At 69.3% G+C, this 15,776-nt stretch carries 13 protein-coding genes; 12 read left to right on the top strand and 1 reads right to left on the bottom strand.

The annotated features are described in order from the left end of the window. The first annotated feature begins 15 nt into the window (after window positions 1–15). Window positions 16–1,080 carry an S-methyl-5-thioribose-1-phosphate isomerase gene (gene mtnA, locus HHAL_RS02915; RefSeq protein WP_011813382.1) on the top strand — a complete coding sequence of 355 codons (1,065 nt, stop codon included), beginning with the start codon at window positions 16–18 and terminating at the stop codon, window positions 1,078–1,080. Between the two features lie 275 nt (window positions 1,081–1,355). On the opposite strand, the gene HHAL_RS02910 is transcribed toward mtnA, so the two are convergent. Then, complete coding sequence (locus tag HHAL_RS02910; protein ID WP_011813381.1) at window positions 1,356–3,083, bottom strand: potassium/proton antiporter; 1,728 nt, start codon at window positions 3,081–3,083, stop codon at window positions 1,356–1,358. Between the two features lie 81 nt (window positions 3,084–3,164). Here HHAL_RS02910 and gyrA point away from each other — a divergent pair, with 81 nt between their 5' ends. From gyrA to HHAL_RS02855, 11 genes are all read left to right on the top strand, one after another. Then, a complete protein-coding gene (gene gyrA / locus HHAL_RS02905; RefSeq protein ID WP_011813380.1) occupies window positions 3,165–5,735 on the top strand; it encodes a DNA gyrase subunit A in 2,571 nt (856 codons plus the stop codon). A gap of 75 nt (window positions 5,736–5,810) precedes the next feature. Further along, window positions 5,811–6,890 (top strand): 3-phosphoserine/phosphohydroxythreonine transaminase, encoded by a 1,080-nt coding sequence (gene serC, locus HHAL_RS02900; RefSeq protein ID WP_011813379.1) that lies wholly within the window; start codon window positions 5,811–5,813, stop codon window positions 6,888–6,890. A 5-nt stretch (window positions 6,891–6,895) separates the two neighbouring features. Further along, window positions 6,896–8,065, top strand: a complete 1,170-nt coding sequence (locus HHAL_RS02895; RefSeq protein WP_011813378.1) for a phosphoglycerate dehydrogenase — start codon at window positions 6,896–6,898, stop codon at window positions 8,063–8,065. A gap of 9 nt (window positions 8,066–8,074) precedes the next feature. Then, window positions 8,075–9,163, top strand: a complete 1,089-nt coding sequence (gene pheA / locus HHAL_RS13210; protein WP_011813377.1) for a prephenate dehydratase — start codon at window positions 8,075–8,077, stop codon at window positions 9,161–9,163. A gap of 3 nt (window positions 9,164–9,166) precedes the next feature. Beyond that, complete coding sequence (gene hisC / locus HHAL_RS13205) at window positions 9,167–10,312, top strand: histidinol-phosphate transaminase (protein WP_011813376.1); 1,146 nt, start codon at window positions 9,167–9,169, stop codon at window positions 10,310–10,312. After that, window positions 10,309–11,184, top strand: a complete 876-nt coding sequence (locus HHAL_RS02880) for a prephenate dehydrogenase (protein WP_011813375.1) — start codon at window positions 10,309–10,311, stop codon at window positions 11,182–11,184. Before hisC ends, HHAL_RS02880 begins: the two co-directional genes overlap by 4 nt. 5 nt (window positions 11,185–11,189) lie before the next feature. Then, complete coding sequence (aroA, locus tag HHAL_RS02875; RefSeq protein ID WP_011813374.1) at window positions 11,190–12,524, top strand: 3-phosphoshikimate 1-carboxyvinyltransferase; 1,335 nt, start codon at window positions 11,190–11,192, stop codon at window positions 12,522–12,524. A 43-nt stretch (window positions 12,525–12,567) separates the two neighbouring features. After that, window positions 12,568–13,251, top strand: a complete 684-nt coding sequence (gene cmk / locus HHAL_RS02870; RefSeq protein ID WP_011813373.1) for a (d)CMP kinase — start codon at window positions 12,568–12,570, stop codon at window positions 13,249–13,251. A gap of 129 nt (window positions 13,252–13,380) precedes the next feature. Beyond that, complete coding sequence (gene rpsA / locus HHAL_RS02865; protein WP_011813372.1) at window positions 13,381–15,063, top strand: 30S ribosomal protein S1; 1,683 nt, start codon at window positions 13,381–13,383, stop codon at window positions 15,061–15,063. Between the two features lie 73 nt (window positions 15,064–15,136). Beyond that, window positions 15,137–15,445: an integration host factor subunit beta gene (locus tag HHAL_RS02860; RefSeq protein ID WP_011813371.1), complete on the top strand. Its 309-nt coding sequence runs from the start codon at window positions 15,137–15,139 to the stop codon at window positions 15,443–15,445. A gap of 34 nt (window positions 15,446–15,479) precedes the next feature. After that, window positions 15,480–15,773, top strand: coding sequence for a LapA family protein (locus HHAL_RS02855; RefSeq protein WP_011813370.1), 294 nt, complete (start codon window positions 15,480–15,482; stop codon window positions 15,771–15,773). Window positions 15,774–15,776 lie beyond the last annotated feature (3 nt).

Raw genomic sequence — 15,776 nt, 5'->3', positions numbered from 1 at the left:
CGAGGGTACCACGACTTGAATACTGCCTCCCACGACACGGTTCGGGCGCTGGAGTGGCGCGACGAGGGGCTCTATCTGCTCGATCAGCGCCTGCTCCCCGACCAGGAGCAATACCTGTGCTGCGCCGATGCCGCCAGCGTGGCCCAGGCCATCACCGACATGGTGGTCCGGGGTGCCCCGGCCATCGGCGTGGCCGCCGGCTACGGGGCAGCGCTGGCCGGGGCGGCGGCCTGGCGGACCCATGGGTCGGGCTGGCAGGCCGGCATGGCCGAGGACATCGACACCCTGCGCCGCTCGCGGCCCACGGCCGTCAATCTCGGCTGGGCCCTGAGGCGTATGGAGGCCTTTGCCGCCCGGCTGCCCGAGGATCAGGACCCGGCGCCGGCCCTGCTCGCCGAGGCTCAGGCTATCCATGAGGAGGATGTGGCGGCCAACCGGCGGATGGGACGTTCTGGCGCCGGCTTGATCCAGCCGGGCAGCGGCGTGCTGACCCACTGCAACACGGGCTCGCTGGCGACCGGCGGGCTGGGTACGGCGCTGGGGGTGATCCGGACCGCCTGGGCGGACGGTCGGGTCGAGCGGGTCTTCGCCGACGAGACCCGCCCCTGGCTGCAGGGATCCCGGCTGACCGCCTGGGAGCTGGCCGCCGACGGCATCCCGGTGGACCTGCTGGCTGATGGCGCGGCGGCGGCCCTGATGCGCACCGGGCAGGTGCAGTGGGCCATCGTGGGCGCCGACCGGATCGCCGCCAACGGCGACGTCGCCAACAAGATCGGTACCTATGCGGTGGCCCTGGCCGCGCGCCAGCACGGTGTCCGCTTGATGGTGGTGGCCCCCACTTCGACCATCGATCTGGCCACCCCCGCCGGCGAGCAGATCCCTATCGAGACCCGGGATGCCCGGGAGGTCCTCTATGCGGGGGGGCGCCGGATCGCCCCGGAGTCCGAGGCGGTCGGCGCCTGGAACCCGGTCTTCGATGTCACGCCGGCGGAGCTGGTGGATGTGATCGTCACCGAGCGCGGGGTGGTCCACCAGCCGGACGCCGACGGCATCGCTCGGTTATTCGAGGGCGCTGGCTGACTCCCGGAAGCGGCCCCGCACCCGCCGGGGGGTGATCGGGCGCATTCCGAACGCGCCGAGCAGCGCAGCCCAAGCAGGGGGCCAGCGCGAACCTTTCCTGGTTCGCGCTGGTCAGCGCGCAGCGCAGAACGGCGCTCCAGCGCCGTTCCTTTGCGCGCGGCCCTGCGCGGGCAAGCAGCGCAGGGGACCCCGCCGGGGCGCGTTCGGCGAGCCCGATCACCCCCCGGCGGGTGCGGGGCCGCTTCCGGGGGATGGGGCGAGTCCGCGTGTTCCGTTCAGCCCCGTTGTCCGATGCGCATGCCCACCTTGGCGATGCGCCCCTCCTGGATCTCCCGGATGGTGAACTGCAGGTTGTCGATTCGCACCCGGTCGCCGACCACCGCCCGGTTGTTAAAGATCCACAGCAGGTAATCACTCAGGGACTGCTCGGGCTGGGCACCGCTCGGCATGGTAATGCCGTAGGCGCTGGCAATATCCCCCAATCGCGCCGCCCCATCCAGGGTGAACTCGCCAAAGAAGCGCTGCTCCTCAAGATACGCCGGCCCGCTGGGGGCAACGAAGAGGCGATCCAGGTCGGCAATGTCCCGGGGCAGGGCGAGCAGGTAGAGGTAGTCCCGGGGACGCAGCACCTCGCGCTGCGGATGGCGCAGCGCCTCACCGCTGCGGAATAGCGCCACCGCCTGGGCCGAGGGCGGCAGGTTGAGCCGGCTGACCGGCTCGTAGAGGGTCGGTGAGGTCTCGGTGATCCGGTAGGCGATGAACGCATAGTCGGTCTGCTGCGGCACGTCGATCACCTGCCGCTGGGATGCGCCGGTATCCGGCGGGACCTCAAGGCCCAGCAGCCGGGCTGCCGGGGCGATGGTCCAGCCCTGGACGACCAGCGACACCAGCACCACGAAGAAGGCCACATTGAAGAACAGGTCTGCCTGATCGATCCCGGCCAGCAGCGGGAACAGCCCGAGGATGATCGGCACGGCGCCGCGCAGCCCCACCCACGAGATGAACAGCTGCTCGCGCCACGGGAAACGGAACGGCGCCAGGCAGGCGAAGACCGCCACCGGGCGGGCGACCAGGATCAGGACCGCGGCCGCCAGCAGGCCCTGGGCGGCGACGGGGAGTAGTTCCGAGGGGGTGACCAGCAGGCCGAGCACCACGAACATGGTGATCTGCGCCAGCCAGGCGAAGCCGTCGTGGAAGCGGCGGATGTTCTGCGCCGCCTGCAGGCGGCGGTTGCCAACGATCAGCCCGGCGAGGTAGACGGCCAGGAAGCCGCTGCCGCCGAGGACTGCCGCGGCGCCGAAGATGGCCAGGCCGCCGCCGAGGGCGAGCAGCGGGTAGAGCCCGGGAGTGAGGTTGATGCGGTTGATCAGCCCGGCCAGGGCCAGGCCGCCCAGGGCGCCGAAGGCCGCGCCCAGGCCGAGCTGCTGGGCAAACTCCAGGGCCGCCGCCGCGGCGAGCAGGTCTGGCTGCTGGACCAGGATCTCCACCAGCATGATGGTCAGGAAGATCGCCATCGGGTCGTTGGAGCCCGATTCGATCTCCAGCGTGGCGGCCACGCGTTGTTTGAGCTCCAGGCCGCGGGCGTGGAGCAGCCCGAAGACTGCCGCGGCGTCGGTGGAGCCGACAATGGCGCCGAGGAGCAGCCCCTGTTTCCAGTCGAGGTCGAAGACCCAGGCCAGCACCCCGCCGGTGATAGCGGCGGTGATGATCACGCCGACGGTGGCGAGGGTCAGCGCTGGTTTGAGCGCTACGCGGAATGTCGAGGTCTGGGTGCGCAGCCCGCCGTCGAAGAGGATGATCGCCAGCGCCAGGCTGCCGATGAGGTGGGCGGCCTGGATGTCGTCGAAGTCGATCCCGAACAGCCCCTCCTCGCCGAGGAGCATGCCGATGCCCAGGAAGACCAGCAGCATCGGCGCGCCGACTCGATCGGAGACCACGCTGGCGAGCACGCTCACCAGCAGTAGAGCGGCGCCGAACAGGATCAGTTGGTTGGTCAAGTCCAAGCGGACGGCTCCCTGCGCTCCCGGTCGGGCGGCGGTATGATACCATCGGCCTTTTCCCCAGGAGAGTCTTGAGAAGAGCGCATGACCGGCGTTGCCCGCGAGATCCTCCCTGTAAACCTCGAAGACGAGATGCGGCAGTCGTACCTCGATTACGCCATGAGCGTAATCGTCGGGCGTGCCCTTCCCGATGTCCGCGACGGCCTCAAGCCCGTGCACCGGCGTGTTCTCTACGCCATGCGCGAGCTGGGCAACGACTACAATAAGCCGTACAAGAAGTCGGCGCGTGTGGTCGGTGACGTCATCGGTAAGTACCACCCCCACGGCGACGCCGCGGTCTACGACACCATTGTGCGCCTGGCCCAGAGCTTTAGCATGCGCTACCGGCTGGTGGACGGCCAGGGCAACTTCGGCTCCATCGATGGCGACTCGCCGGCGGCCATGCGGTACACCGAGGTGCGCATGGCGCGCCTGGCGCACGAGCTGCTGGCCGATATCGACAAGGAGACGGTGGACTTCGTCGACAACTACGACGGCTCCGAGCAGGAGCCGCACGTGTTGCCGACCCGGCTGCCCAACCTGTTGGTCAACGGCGGCTCCGGCATCGCCGTGGGCATGGCCACCAACATCCCGCCGCACAACCTGCGCGAGGTGATCGACGCCTGCGTGGCCCTGGTCGACGACCCGGAACTGCCCGTCGAGTCGCTGATCGAGTATGTGCCGGCGCCGGATCTGCCCACCGGCGGCATCATCTTCGGTACCGCGGGCATCCATCAGGCCTTCCGCACTGGCCGCGGGCGCATGGTCCTGCGCGCCCGCGCGGAGGTCGAGGAGATGACCGCCGACCGCGAGCGCATCGTGGTCACCGAGCTCCCCTACCAGGTCAACAAGGCGCGGCTGGTCGAGAAGATCGCCGAGCTGGTCAAGGAGCGCCGCCTGGAGGGCATCTCCGAGCTGCGTGACGAATCCGACAAGGAAGGCATCCGCATCGTCCTTGAGCTCAAGCGCGGCGAGGCCGGCGAGATCGTCCTCAACAACCTCTACCGCCACACCCAGATGCAGACCGTCTTCGGCATCAACGTGGTGGCACTGCACGAAGGCCAGCCGCGCACGCTCAACCTCAGGCAGGTGCTCGAGGCCTTCATCCGCCACCGCCGCGAGGTGGTCACCCGGCGGACCATCTACGAGCTGCGCAAGGCCCGCGAGCGGGCCCACGTGCTCGAGGGGCTGGCGGTCGCCCTGGCCAACATCGACGAGGTCATCGCCCTGATCAAGGGGTCCTCGGGGCCGGCCGAGGCGAAGGCCGAGCTGGTCGCGCGTGAGTGGCGCCCGGGGGTGGTCACCGAGATGCTCGAGCGCGCCGGTGCCGCCGCCACCCGCCCGGAGGATCTGGCCGATCACTTCGGCCTCGATGCCGACTCCGGCATCTACCGCCTCTCCGAGGCCCAGGCCCAGGCGATCCTCGATCTGCGCCTGCACCGCTTGACGGCCATGGAGCAGGACAAGATCGTCGAGGAGTACAGCAACCTCCTCGAGCGCATCGCCGAACTGATTCACATCCTCGACAGCGGCGAGCGGCTGATGGAGGTGATCCGCGAGGAGCTGGTGGCCATCCGCGATCAGTACGGCGACGAGCGCAAGACCGAGATCCGCGAGGACACCGCCGAGCTCTCGCTGGAGGACCTGATCAGCGAGGAGGACATGGTGGTCACGCTCTCCCACCACGGCTATGTCAAGGCGCAGCCGCTCGACGGCTACCGCGCGCAGCGCCGTGGCGGGCGGGGCAAGAGCGCCACCGCGATGAAGGACGAGGACTTCATCGACAAGCTGTTCATCGCCAACACCCACGATACGCTGCTGTGCTTCTCGAGCACCGGCAAGTGCTACTGGCGCAAGGTCTACGAGCTCCCGCAGGGCAGCCGCACCTCCCGTGGGCGGCCGATGGTCAACCTGCTGCCGCTCGAAGAGGACGAGCGCATCAACGCCGTGGTCCCCGTTCGCGAGTTCGACGAGGACCACTTCGTGTTTATGGCCACGCGCAACGGGACGGTCAAGAAGACGCCCCTGTCGCACTTCTCGCGGCCGCGTTCGAGCGGGATCATCGCCGTGGAGCTGCGCGGCGACGACACCCTGGTGGATGCCGAGATCACCAATGGGGATCGCGAGGTGATGCTGCTCTCCGACGCCGGCAAGGCGCTGCGCTTCCACGAGTCGGACGTGCGGGCCATGGGCCGCACGGCCGGCGGCGTGCGGGGCATCCGCCTGGAGTCCGGGCAGCGGGTGATCGCGCTGCTGATCCTTGGCGAGGGCGATATCCTCACCGCCACCGAGCACGGCTACGGCAAGCGCACCCCGGTGGAGGACTACCCGCGGCGGGGCCGTGGCGGCATGGGTGTGATCTGCATCCGGACCACCGAGCGCAACGGCCGGGTGGTCGGCGCGGTGCAGGCCGCCGAGGACGACGAGATCATGCTGGTCAGCCGCAGTGGCACGCTGGTCCGCACGCCGGTGGCCGATGTCTCGCGGGTCGGGCGCAACACCCAGGGGGTCAAGCTCATCAGCCTCGACGAGGCCGAGCAGTTGGTCGGCCTCGAGCGGGTCGAAGGGCTCGCCGAGGGGGAGGCACCGGAGGCGCCGGATGCGCCCGAGATGTAGGCAGTCAGGGGTCGACGGCCGGCGGTGTCGCTGCCGGGGCCCGGGTATTCGTGTTTCGCAACCGAGGATCACCGCATGAGTAGAGTCTTCAACTTCAGTGCCGGCCCGGCCATGCTCCCCGAGGCGGTGATGCGCCAGGCCGCCGAGGAGATGCTCGATTGGCAGGGCACCGGCATGTCGGTCATGGAGATGAGCCACCGTGGCAAGGCATACGTCTCCATCGCCGAGAAGGCCGAGGCCGATCTGCGGGCGTTGCTGCAGATCCCGGACAACTACAAGGTCCTGTTCCTGCAGGGCGGGGCCACCGGACAGTTCTCGGCCATCCCCATGAACCTGCTGCGTGGCGGCAAGCGCGCCGACTACATCTACACCGGTCAGTGGTCGAAGAAGGCCATCGCCGAGGCGAAGAAGTTCTGCGAGGTCAACGTTGCCGCCTCCGGCGAGCCGGACATGATGCACGTGCCGCCGCAGTCGCAGTGGCAGCTCTCCGACGACGCCGCCTACGTCCACTTCACCCCCAACGAGACCATCAGCGGCGTGGAGTTCCACTGGCTGCCCGACGTCGGCGACAAGCCGCTGGTGGCGGACATGTCCTCGACGCTGCTGTCGCGGCCGATCGACGTCAGCCGCTACGGGCTGATCTACGCCGGGGCGCAGAAGAACATCGGCCCGGCCGGCGTGACCCTGGTGATCGTCCGCGAGGACCTGCTCGGCGAGGCGATGCCGCAGACGCCCACGGTCTGGGACTACCAGCAGCAGGTCGACGCCGACTCCATGCTCAACACCCCCGCTACGTATCCGCTCTACATCGCCGGGCTGGTGTTCCAGTGGCTGAAGGACCTCGGCGGTCTCGAGGCCATGGCCGAGATCAACCACCGCAAGGCGCAGAAGCTCTACGACGCTATCGACGCCTCGCCGTTCTACTCGAACCCGGTGGATCCGCAGGCGCGCTCGTGGATGAACGTGCCCTTTGTCCTGGCCGATGACGGCCTCGACAAGCTCTTCCTCGAGGAGGCCGAGGCCGCCGGTCTGACCACGCTCAAGGGGCACCGCTCGGTGGGTGGCATGCGGGCCTCAATCTACAATGCCATGCCGGAGGCCGGCGTGGACCGGCTCGTCGAGTTCATGGCCGATTTCGAGAGGCGAAACGGGTGAATCCCATGTACCGCATCCTCACGCTGAACAACATCTCGGTGAAGGGCCTGGATCGGCTGCCGCGCGAACGCTTCGAGACCTCCTCGGACATCGCGCACCCGGACGCCATCCTGGTGCGCTCCGCCGATCTACACGGCCAGGAGATCCCCGACTCGGTGGTGGCCATCGGCCGCGCCGGGGCGGGGGTCAACAACATCCCGGTCGCCGACATGACCGAGCGGGGGGTGCCGGTCTTCAACGCCCCCGGCGCCAACGCCAATGCGGTCAAGGAGCTGGTCATCGCCGGACTGTTCCTGGCGGCGCGCAACATCTGCCCGGCCTGGGAGTACGGCCGCGGCCTGCAGGGCAGTGACGCCGAGCTGCACGAGGCCATGGAGGCCAATAAGAAGCGCTTCGTCGGCTTCGAGCTCCCGGGCCGGACCCTCGGCGTGGTCGGTCTCGGGGCCATCGGCGTCCAGGTGGCCAACACGGCCCGGGCCCTGGGGATGAAAGTCGTCGGCTTCGATCCGCAGATCACCGTGGACGCTGCCTGGGCCCTGGACTCCGGCGTCGAGGCGGCGCACAGCGTCGGCGATGTCATGGCCCGCTCGGACATGATCAGTGTCCACGTGCCGCTGCTCGATGCGACCCGCGGGCTGATCAACGCCTCGCGCCTGGCGCAGGCCCGGGAGGGGGCCACCCTGCTGAACTTCTCCCGTGCCGAGGTGGTGGACGAGGCCGACGTGCTCCAGGCGCTCAACGAGGAGCGGCTCCACGCCTACGTCTGCGATTTCCCCAGCAACGCCCTCAAGGACCATCCGCGGGCGGTGACGCTGCCCCACCTCGGCGCCTCGACCCACGAGGCCCAGGAGAACTGCGCCATCATGGTGGCCGACCAGGTGCGCGATTACCTGGAGACCGGCAACGTACGCAATGCGGTCAACTTCCCGGATATGGGCATGCCGCGCAGCGGCAAGGGTGACCGGCTGTGCGTGGTCAACGCCAATGTGCCGAACATGCTTGGTCAGATCTCCAGCCTGCTGGCGCAGCACGGGTTGAACATCGACGACATGTTCAACAAGGCCCAGGAGCAGCTCGCCTATACCCTGGTGGATGTCGAGGGGCAGGTTCCCGACGCGGTGGCCGAGGAACTGCGCGCCATCGAGGGGGTTCTGAAGGTCCGCGTGATCAGCTGAGGGGGAGCGATGTCCGTCGACAATGACGACCTCGCCGCGCTGCGGCAACGGATCGACGGGATCGACGACCAGATCCTCGAGCTGGTCAGTGAGCGGGCCCGCCTGGCCGAGGAGGTGGCCCGCGCCAAGGCCCGCCGCGGCGAGGCGCTCAAGGTCTACCGCCCGGAGCGCGAGGCGGAGATCCTGCGCCGGTTGACCGAGCACAACCGTGGGCCGCTGACCCGTGAGCAGGTCACGGTGCTCTTCCGCGAGGTGATGTCCGCCTGCCGGGCGCTCCAGCAGCCGCTGACCGTCGCCTTTCTCGGCCCCCAGGGGACCTTCACCGAAGAGGCGGCCAGCAAGCACTTCGGCCACGATGCCGGGATGTCGCCCCAGGCCACCATCGGCGGGGTCTTCCGCGAGGTGGAGTCGGGCGCGGCGCACTACGGGGTGGTGCCGGTGGAGAACTCCTCCGAGGGCGTCGTCAGTCATACCCTGGATCGCTTCCTGGATTCGGAGCTGGCCATCGTCGGTGAGGTGGAGCTACGCATCCACCACGCCCTGGCCAGTCACGCCGGGGGGCTGACCTCGATTGACCGGGTCTACTCCCACCAGCAGGGGCTGTCGCAGTGCCGCGCGTGGCTGGAGACCCACCTCCCGCAGGCCGAGCGCCACCCGGTCTCCAGCACGGCCGAAGCGGCCCGGCTGGCGGCCCTGGAGCCGAGCGCGGCGGCCATCGCCAGCGAGGCGGCCGCGGAGCGCTACGGCGTGCCGCTGCTTCAGGAGCGCATCGAGGACTACCACGGCAACACCACCCGTTTTCTGGTTCTGGGCTACCAGTCCCCGCCGCCCAGCGGCCACGACAAGACCTCGCTGGTGGTCTCCAGCGCCAACCGCTCCGGGTTGCTCTTTCAGCTGCTCGAGCCGCTGGCGCGCAACGGCATCGACATGACCCGGATCGAGTCGCGTCCGGCACGCCAGCGCGGGGTTTGGGAGTACGTCTTCTTCATCGATATCCTCGGGCACGCCGAGGACGAGAGCCTGCGCGGTCCCCTTGCGGAGATGCGCGAGCGTGCCAGCCTCTTCCGTATCCTCGGCTCCTATCCAAGGGCGATCTGATCCATGGCTGTACCCGAACCCCCGTTCCTCGAACAGGCCAACCCGGGCGTACGCGGGCTCGCTCCCTACGAGCCGGGCAAGCCCATCGAGGCGCTGCGCCGCGAGTACGGTGTCGAGGAGGTGATCAAACTCGCCTCCAACGAGAATCCGCTGGGGCCCTCGCCCCGGGCATCCGAGGCCGCTGCCGCGGCGGTGCAGGAAGGCCACCGCTATCCCGACGGCAACGGCTTCGAGCTTCGCCACGCCATCGCCGAGCGCCACGGCATCGACCCGCAGCGGGTCACCCTGGGCAACGGCTCCAACGATGTCCTCGCCCTGGTGGCCCAGACCTTCCTCGGTCCCGGGCGGTGCGCGGTGTTCTCGGCGCACGCCTTCGCCGTCTATCCGATCGTGACCCAGGCCGTGGGGGCCGAGGCGCGGGTGGTGCCGGCGCTCGCTGCCGATCACCCGGCGCAGCCCCGCGGCCACGACCTGGAGGCCATGGCGGCGGCGACCGACGATACGGTCCAGGTGGTCTTCGTCGCCAATCCCAACAACCCCACCGGCACCTGGGTCGGGGCCGAGGCCCTGCGTCGCTTCCTCGACGCCGTGCCGGCGCGGACCCTGGCCGTGGTCGACGAGGCGTACTTCGAGTACGCGGTGGAGGAGGCCGACTATCCGGACGCCAGCCGCTGGCTCGACGACTACCCGAATCTGATCGTCACCCGCAGCTTCTCGAAGGTCCACGGCCTGGGCGGGCTGCGGGCCGGGTACGCCCTGTCGCACCCGGCGGTGGCCGAGCTGATGAACCGGGTCCGTCAGCCCTTCAACTGCTCGGGTCCGGCGCAGGCCGCGGCGGCGGCGTCGTTGGCCGATGCCGAGCACCTGGAGCGCTCGGTGGCGCTGAACACCGAGCAGCGTGCACTGCTGCGCCGCGGGCTGGAGGAGCTGGGCTTTGTCCCCCTGCCGTCCGCCGGCAACTTCCTGACCTTCGACGCCGGGGCGCGGGCTGCCGAGCTCAACGAGGGGCTGCTGCGCAGCGGCGTTATCGTCCGCCCGGTGGACGCCTACGACCTGCCCGGACACCTGCGGGTGAGCGTCGGCACGCCGACGGAGAACCGCACCTTCCTGGCCGCGCTGTCCCGGCAGCTGCATGGAGGCGCGGCGTGATCCGGCGTCTGGCCATCATCGGCGTCGGCCTGATCGGCGGCTCGCTGGCCCTGTCGCTGCGCCGCAGCGGGGCGGTCGAGGAGGTGATCGGCTGCGGGCGCAGCGCCGAGAACCTGGAGCGGGCCCAGGCCCTGGGGGTGATCGACCGCGGTTGTCACGATCCGGCCGAAGCCGCCGCCGGGGCCGACCTGGTGGTGATCTGCGTCCCCCTGCGTGCCATGCGCGGTGTCTTTGCCGCCCTGGAGCATGCGGTGGAGCCCGGGACCGTGGTTACCGACGCCGGCAGCGTAAAGGGCTCGGTGGTCGAGGATGCCCGGGCTGTCTTTGGTACCCCGCCGCCGTGGCTGGTGCCCGGCCATCCCATCGCCGGCACCGAGAACAGCGGCGTCGAGGCCGCCTTTGCCGAACTCTACGACCGGCGTCGGGTGATCCTGACCCCCACGCCGCAGAACCCGCAAGACGCCGTGGAGCGGGTCGCCGCCATGTGGCGCGCCGCCGGTGCGCAGGTCGTGCGCATGGAGGCCGACCACCACGACGAGGTGCTGGCGGCCACCTCCCACCTGCCGCATGCGCTGGCCTACGCGCTGGTGGATGCCCTGGCCGGCTGGGACGATCGTCAGGAGATCTTCGAGTACGCTGCCGGCGGCTTCCGGGACTTCACTCGCATCGCCTCTTCGGACCCGGCCATGTGGCGGGATATCTGTACTGCCAATCGCGACCATCTGGTCGCGGCGCTGCGCCGGTACCAGCAGGACCTGGGGCGGCTGACCGATGCGTTGGCCGCCGGCGACGACGAGCAGGTCCTGCGTGTCTTCGAAAACGCCCAGGAGGCCCGCGCCGGCTTCCTGCGCCTGCTGGAGGGCCGCTCGTGAGCGCAATGGAGGGCGAAAACTGGCGGGTTGCCCCGGGCGGGGCCCTGCACGGCGAGGCCCGGGTGCCGGGGGACAAGTCCATCTCCCACCGGGCGGTGATGCTCGGCGCCCTGGCCGACGGCACGACACGGATCACCGGGATGCTGGAGGGGGCCGACGTCCTGGCGACCATCGATGTCTTCCGCGCCCTGGGGGTGGCCATCGAGGGCCCGGAGCAGGGTGCGGTCACGGTGCACGGGGTGGGCTGGGAAGGGCTGCGCCCGCCCGCCCGGGAGCTGGACGTGGGCAACTCCGGCACCTCCATGCGCCTGCTCGCCGGGCTACTGGCCGGATTGCCGTTCGACACCGTGCTCACCGGCGACGCCTCGCTCAACCGCCGGCCCATGCGGCGGGTCACCGAGCCCCTGGCGGAGATGGGCGCGCGGATCACCACCAGCGACGCCGGCACCGCGCCGTTGCGTATCCACGGCGGCAGCCCGCTGGCCGGCATCGACTACACGCTGCCGGTGGCCAGTGCCCAGGTGAAATCGGCGTTGCTGCTCGCCGGCATGCGCGCCGAGGGCCACACCTGCGTCACCGAGCCGGCCCCCACCCGGGATCACACCGAGCGGATGCTGCAGGGGTTCGGCTACCCGGTCTCCCGCGATCTGGCTACAGTCTGTCTCGAAGGCGGGCGGCGGCTCTACGGCACCGGCGTCGACGTGCCGGCGGACATCTCCTCGGCCGCCTTCCTGCTGGTCGCGGCGAGCATCGCCCCGGGCTCGGACTTGACCCTGCGCCACGTGGGCTGGAACCCCACGCGCACCGGCGTGGTGGAGATCCTCCGGCGCATGGGGGCCGATATCGAGGTACTGAGCACCGACGAGGTCGGCGGCGAGCCGGTGGCGGACCTGCGCGTCCGCTCCGCCGCGTTGCGCGGTATCGCCATCCCCGAGGAGCTGGTGCCGCTGGCCATCGACGAGTTCCCGGCGCTGTTCATCGCCGCCGCCTGCGCCGAGGGCGAGACGCAGCTCACCGGCGCCGCCGAGCTGCGCGTCAAGGAGTCGGATCGCATCGCGGTGATGGCCGAGGGGCTGCAGACACTGGGCGTGACCGTCGAGCCCCGCGAGGACGGTGTGCGCATCGTCGGCCAGCCCGTGCTCGGCGGCGGCCGGGTGCACAGCCATACCGACCACCGCATCGCCATGGCCTTCGCCGTCGCCGCCCTGCGCGCCGAGGCGCCCGTGGAGATCGAGGCCTGCGAGAACGTGCGCACCTCTTTCCCCGGGTTCGTGGAGCTCCTGCGCCGCCTGGGCATGGGGGTTGAGGTCGATGGCCCCCACGATCGCGGCACCGCCTGAACAGTGAACCCTGACCCCTAACCCCTGGACCCGCACAAACCTCATGACCGAAACCGACCTCCCCCCCGTACTCGCCATCGACGGACCCAGCGGCGCCGGCAAGGGCACCGTGGCCAAGGCCGTGGTGCGTGCCCTCGGCTGGCACTTCCTGGACAGCGGCGCGCTCTACCGGCTGACCGGTCTCTACTGCCAGCGCCAGGGGGTGGCACCCGACGATGCGCGGCGTGCCGCGGAGCTGGCGGCGGTGTTGCCGGCGGAGTTCCAGGTCGCCGGCGAGGCCGAGCGGATTCTCCTGGACGGCGACGATGTGTCCACCGAGCTGCGCACCGAGACCACCGGGGCTCTGGCCTCGCAGGTGGCCGCCCTGCAGGCGGTCCGCGACGCGCTGCTGCAACGCCAGCGCGATTTCCGCCGCTGCCCGGGGCTGGTGGCCGACGGGCGGGACATGGGCACCGTGGTCTTCCCCGATGCGCCGGTGAAGGTCTTTCTCACTGCCAGCGCCGAGGAGCGCGCCCGGCGGCGCTATAACCAGTTGAAGGAGCAAGGGGCCGATGTTAGCCTTGCGAGCCTGTCGGAAGAGATAGCCGAGCGAGACCGACGAGACGCCTCCCGCACCACGGCGCCACTGAAGCCCGCCCCGGACGCCGAATACCTCGATACCACTGGTCTGGACATCGAAACGGTGATCGAGCGGGTACTGGCACAGGTGCGGGGGCGCCTGGGATAATCGGCACAAATGCGCTGTCGCCTCGCGGCGGTGGCGTGTTGTCTATTCGATGAAGGAAGAGCCGGCGGCGTGGCCGCCGAAATCCACCATCAACAACTGACCGTGACACGGTCCTGGATCGACTGAGCGATGACCGAAAGCTTTGCGGAACTCTTTGAGGAGAGCCTTGCGAACACCGATATGCGGCCTGGCGCCATTGTTACGGCGAAGGTCATGGGGATCGACAACGAGGACGTGATCGTCAACGCCGGTCTCAAGTCCGAGGCGGTGATCCCTGTCTCGCAGTTCTATGACGAGGCCGGCAACCTAGAGGTGAGCGTCGGCGACGAGGTCGAGGTGGCCCTCGACACCGTCGAGGACGGCTTCGGCGAGACGCGGCTCTCCCGCGAGCGGGCCAAGCGCGCCTACGCCTGGCGCGCCCTCGAGCAGGCCTACGAGAACAGCGAGACCGTGTCCGGTCAGATCAGCGGCAAGGTCAAGGGCGGCTTCACCGTCGATCTGGGCCACATCCGCGCCTTCCTGCCGGGATCCCTGGTGGACATCCGCCCGGTGCGCGACACCACCTACCTGGAAGGCAAGGACCTCGAGTTCAAGGTCATCAAGCTCGACGCCCGTCGCAACAACGTGGTGGTCTCCCGCCGCGCGGTGGTCGAGGAGGAGTACAGCGCCGAGCGCGAGGCGCTGCTCGAGAAGCTGCAGGAGGGCGAGACCCTCAAGGGTATCGTCAAGAACCTGACCGACTACGGCGCCTTCGTCGACCTCGGCGGGATCGACGGGCTGCTGCACATCACCGACATGGCCTGGCGGCGCGTCAAGAACCCCTCCGAGGTGGTGGAAGTCGGCCAGGAGATCGAGGTCAAAGTCCTCAAGTTCGACCGCGAGCGCAACCGCGTCTCCCTCGGTCTCAAGCAGCTCGGCGCCGACCCGTGGGAGGCCATCGCCCAGCGCTACCCCGAGGGTGCGCGCGTCCCGGGCAAGGTCACCAACATCACCGAGTACGGCTGCTTCGTCGAGATCGAAGAGGGTGTCGAGGGCCTGGTCCACGTCTCCGAGATGGACTGGACCAACAAGAACGTCAACCCGGCCAAGCTGGTGGCCGTTGGCGACGACGTCGAGGTGATGATCCTCGACATCGACGAGGAGCGCCGCCGCATCTCCCTGGGCATGAAGCAGTGCCAGCCGAACCCCTGGGATGAGTTCGCCGCCAAGTACGCCAAGGGGGACCGGGTGGTCGGCCAGATCAAGTCGATCACCGACTTCGGCATCTTCGTTGGCCTCGAGGGCGGTATCGACGGCCTGGTCCACCTCTCCGACCTGTCCTGGGACGAGGCCGGCGAGGAGGCGGTGCGCAACTACCGCAAGGGCGAGGAGGTCGAGACCGTTGTCCTCTCCATCGATCCCGAGCGCGAGCGCATCTCTCTGGGCATCAAGCAGCTCGAGCAGGATCCGCTGAGCCAGTGGCTGGCTGATCACCAGAAGGGCGCCACCGTCAACGCCAAGGTCCTCTCCGTCGAGGCCAAGGGCGCCACGCTGGACGTCGGCGGCGGGGTCGAGGGCTACATCCGCGCCTCCGACCTGGCCAAGGAGCGCGTCGAGGACGCCCGTTCGGTCCTCGAGGAGGGCCAGGATCTGGAGGCCAAGTTCGTCGGCGTCGATCGTCGCAACCGGACCGTCAACCTCTCCCTGCGTGCCCAGGAGGCCGAGGAGGAGCAGGTGGCCGTGCAGGAGCACGCCCGTCCGGGGCCAAGTGCCGGCACCACGCAGCTCGGCGATCTGCTCAAGGAGCAGATGAAGGGCAATCAGGACAACTGAGTCCGGTGACACCGGGGGGCCTCGGGCCCCCCGGTCCTGCCGATCCGAGCCAGCAAGCAGAGATCCCCGATCCATGACGAAGTCCGAGCTCATCGAGGCCATCGCGTCCAAGCAGCCGCATCTGGCGCATAAGGACGTCGAGGACGCTGTCAAAAAGATGCTCGAGCACATGAGCGAGACCCTGGCCAACGGCAAGCGGATCGAGATCCGTGGCTTCGGGAGCTTCTCCCTGCACCATCGCCCAGCGCGGATGGGCCGCAACCCCAAGACCGGGGAACCCGTGGCGCTGCCAGCGAAGTACGTGCCACACTTCAAGCCGGGTAAAGAGCTGCGGGAGCGCGTGAACAGCAGCCGCCACCAGGCGCCGCTGCGCTCGCAGTGAATCGTTTCCAGCCATAGAGGGTGAGAGCCGGCCCATGCGACGCATATTCGCCATCATCGGTATCCTTCTGATTATTCTCATTGGGCTTGCCTTCTCCGTGCTGAATGCGGATCCGGTCGCCGTGGACATCTTCTTTGCGGAGTTCCAGGTGGCGCTGTCCGTGGCCCTGGTGATCACGCTCATCGTGGGTGCCGCCCTCGGTGCCCTGACCAGCATCGGCGCTGTCTGGCGCCGTCGTCGCGAAATCTCCCGGCTCCGGCGGCAGCTCGGCTACGCCGAGCGGCAGCTGCAGGCCATGCGCCGCGTGCCGCTGGGAGACAGTGACTGACAC

The sequence above is a fragment of the Halorhodospira halophila SL1 genome (assembly GCF_000015585.1).
GTDB lineage: Bacteria > Pseudomonadota > Gammaproteobacteria > Nitrococcales > Halorhodospiraceae > Halorhodospira > Halorhodospira halophila.
Note: the sequence above shows the minus strand (reverse complement) of the source record. Positions and strands in the feature narration are given on the sequence as shown.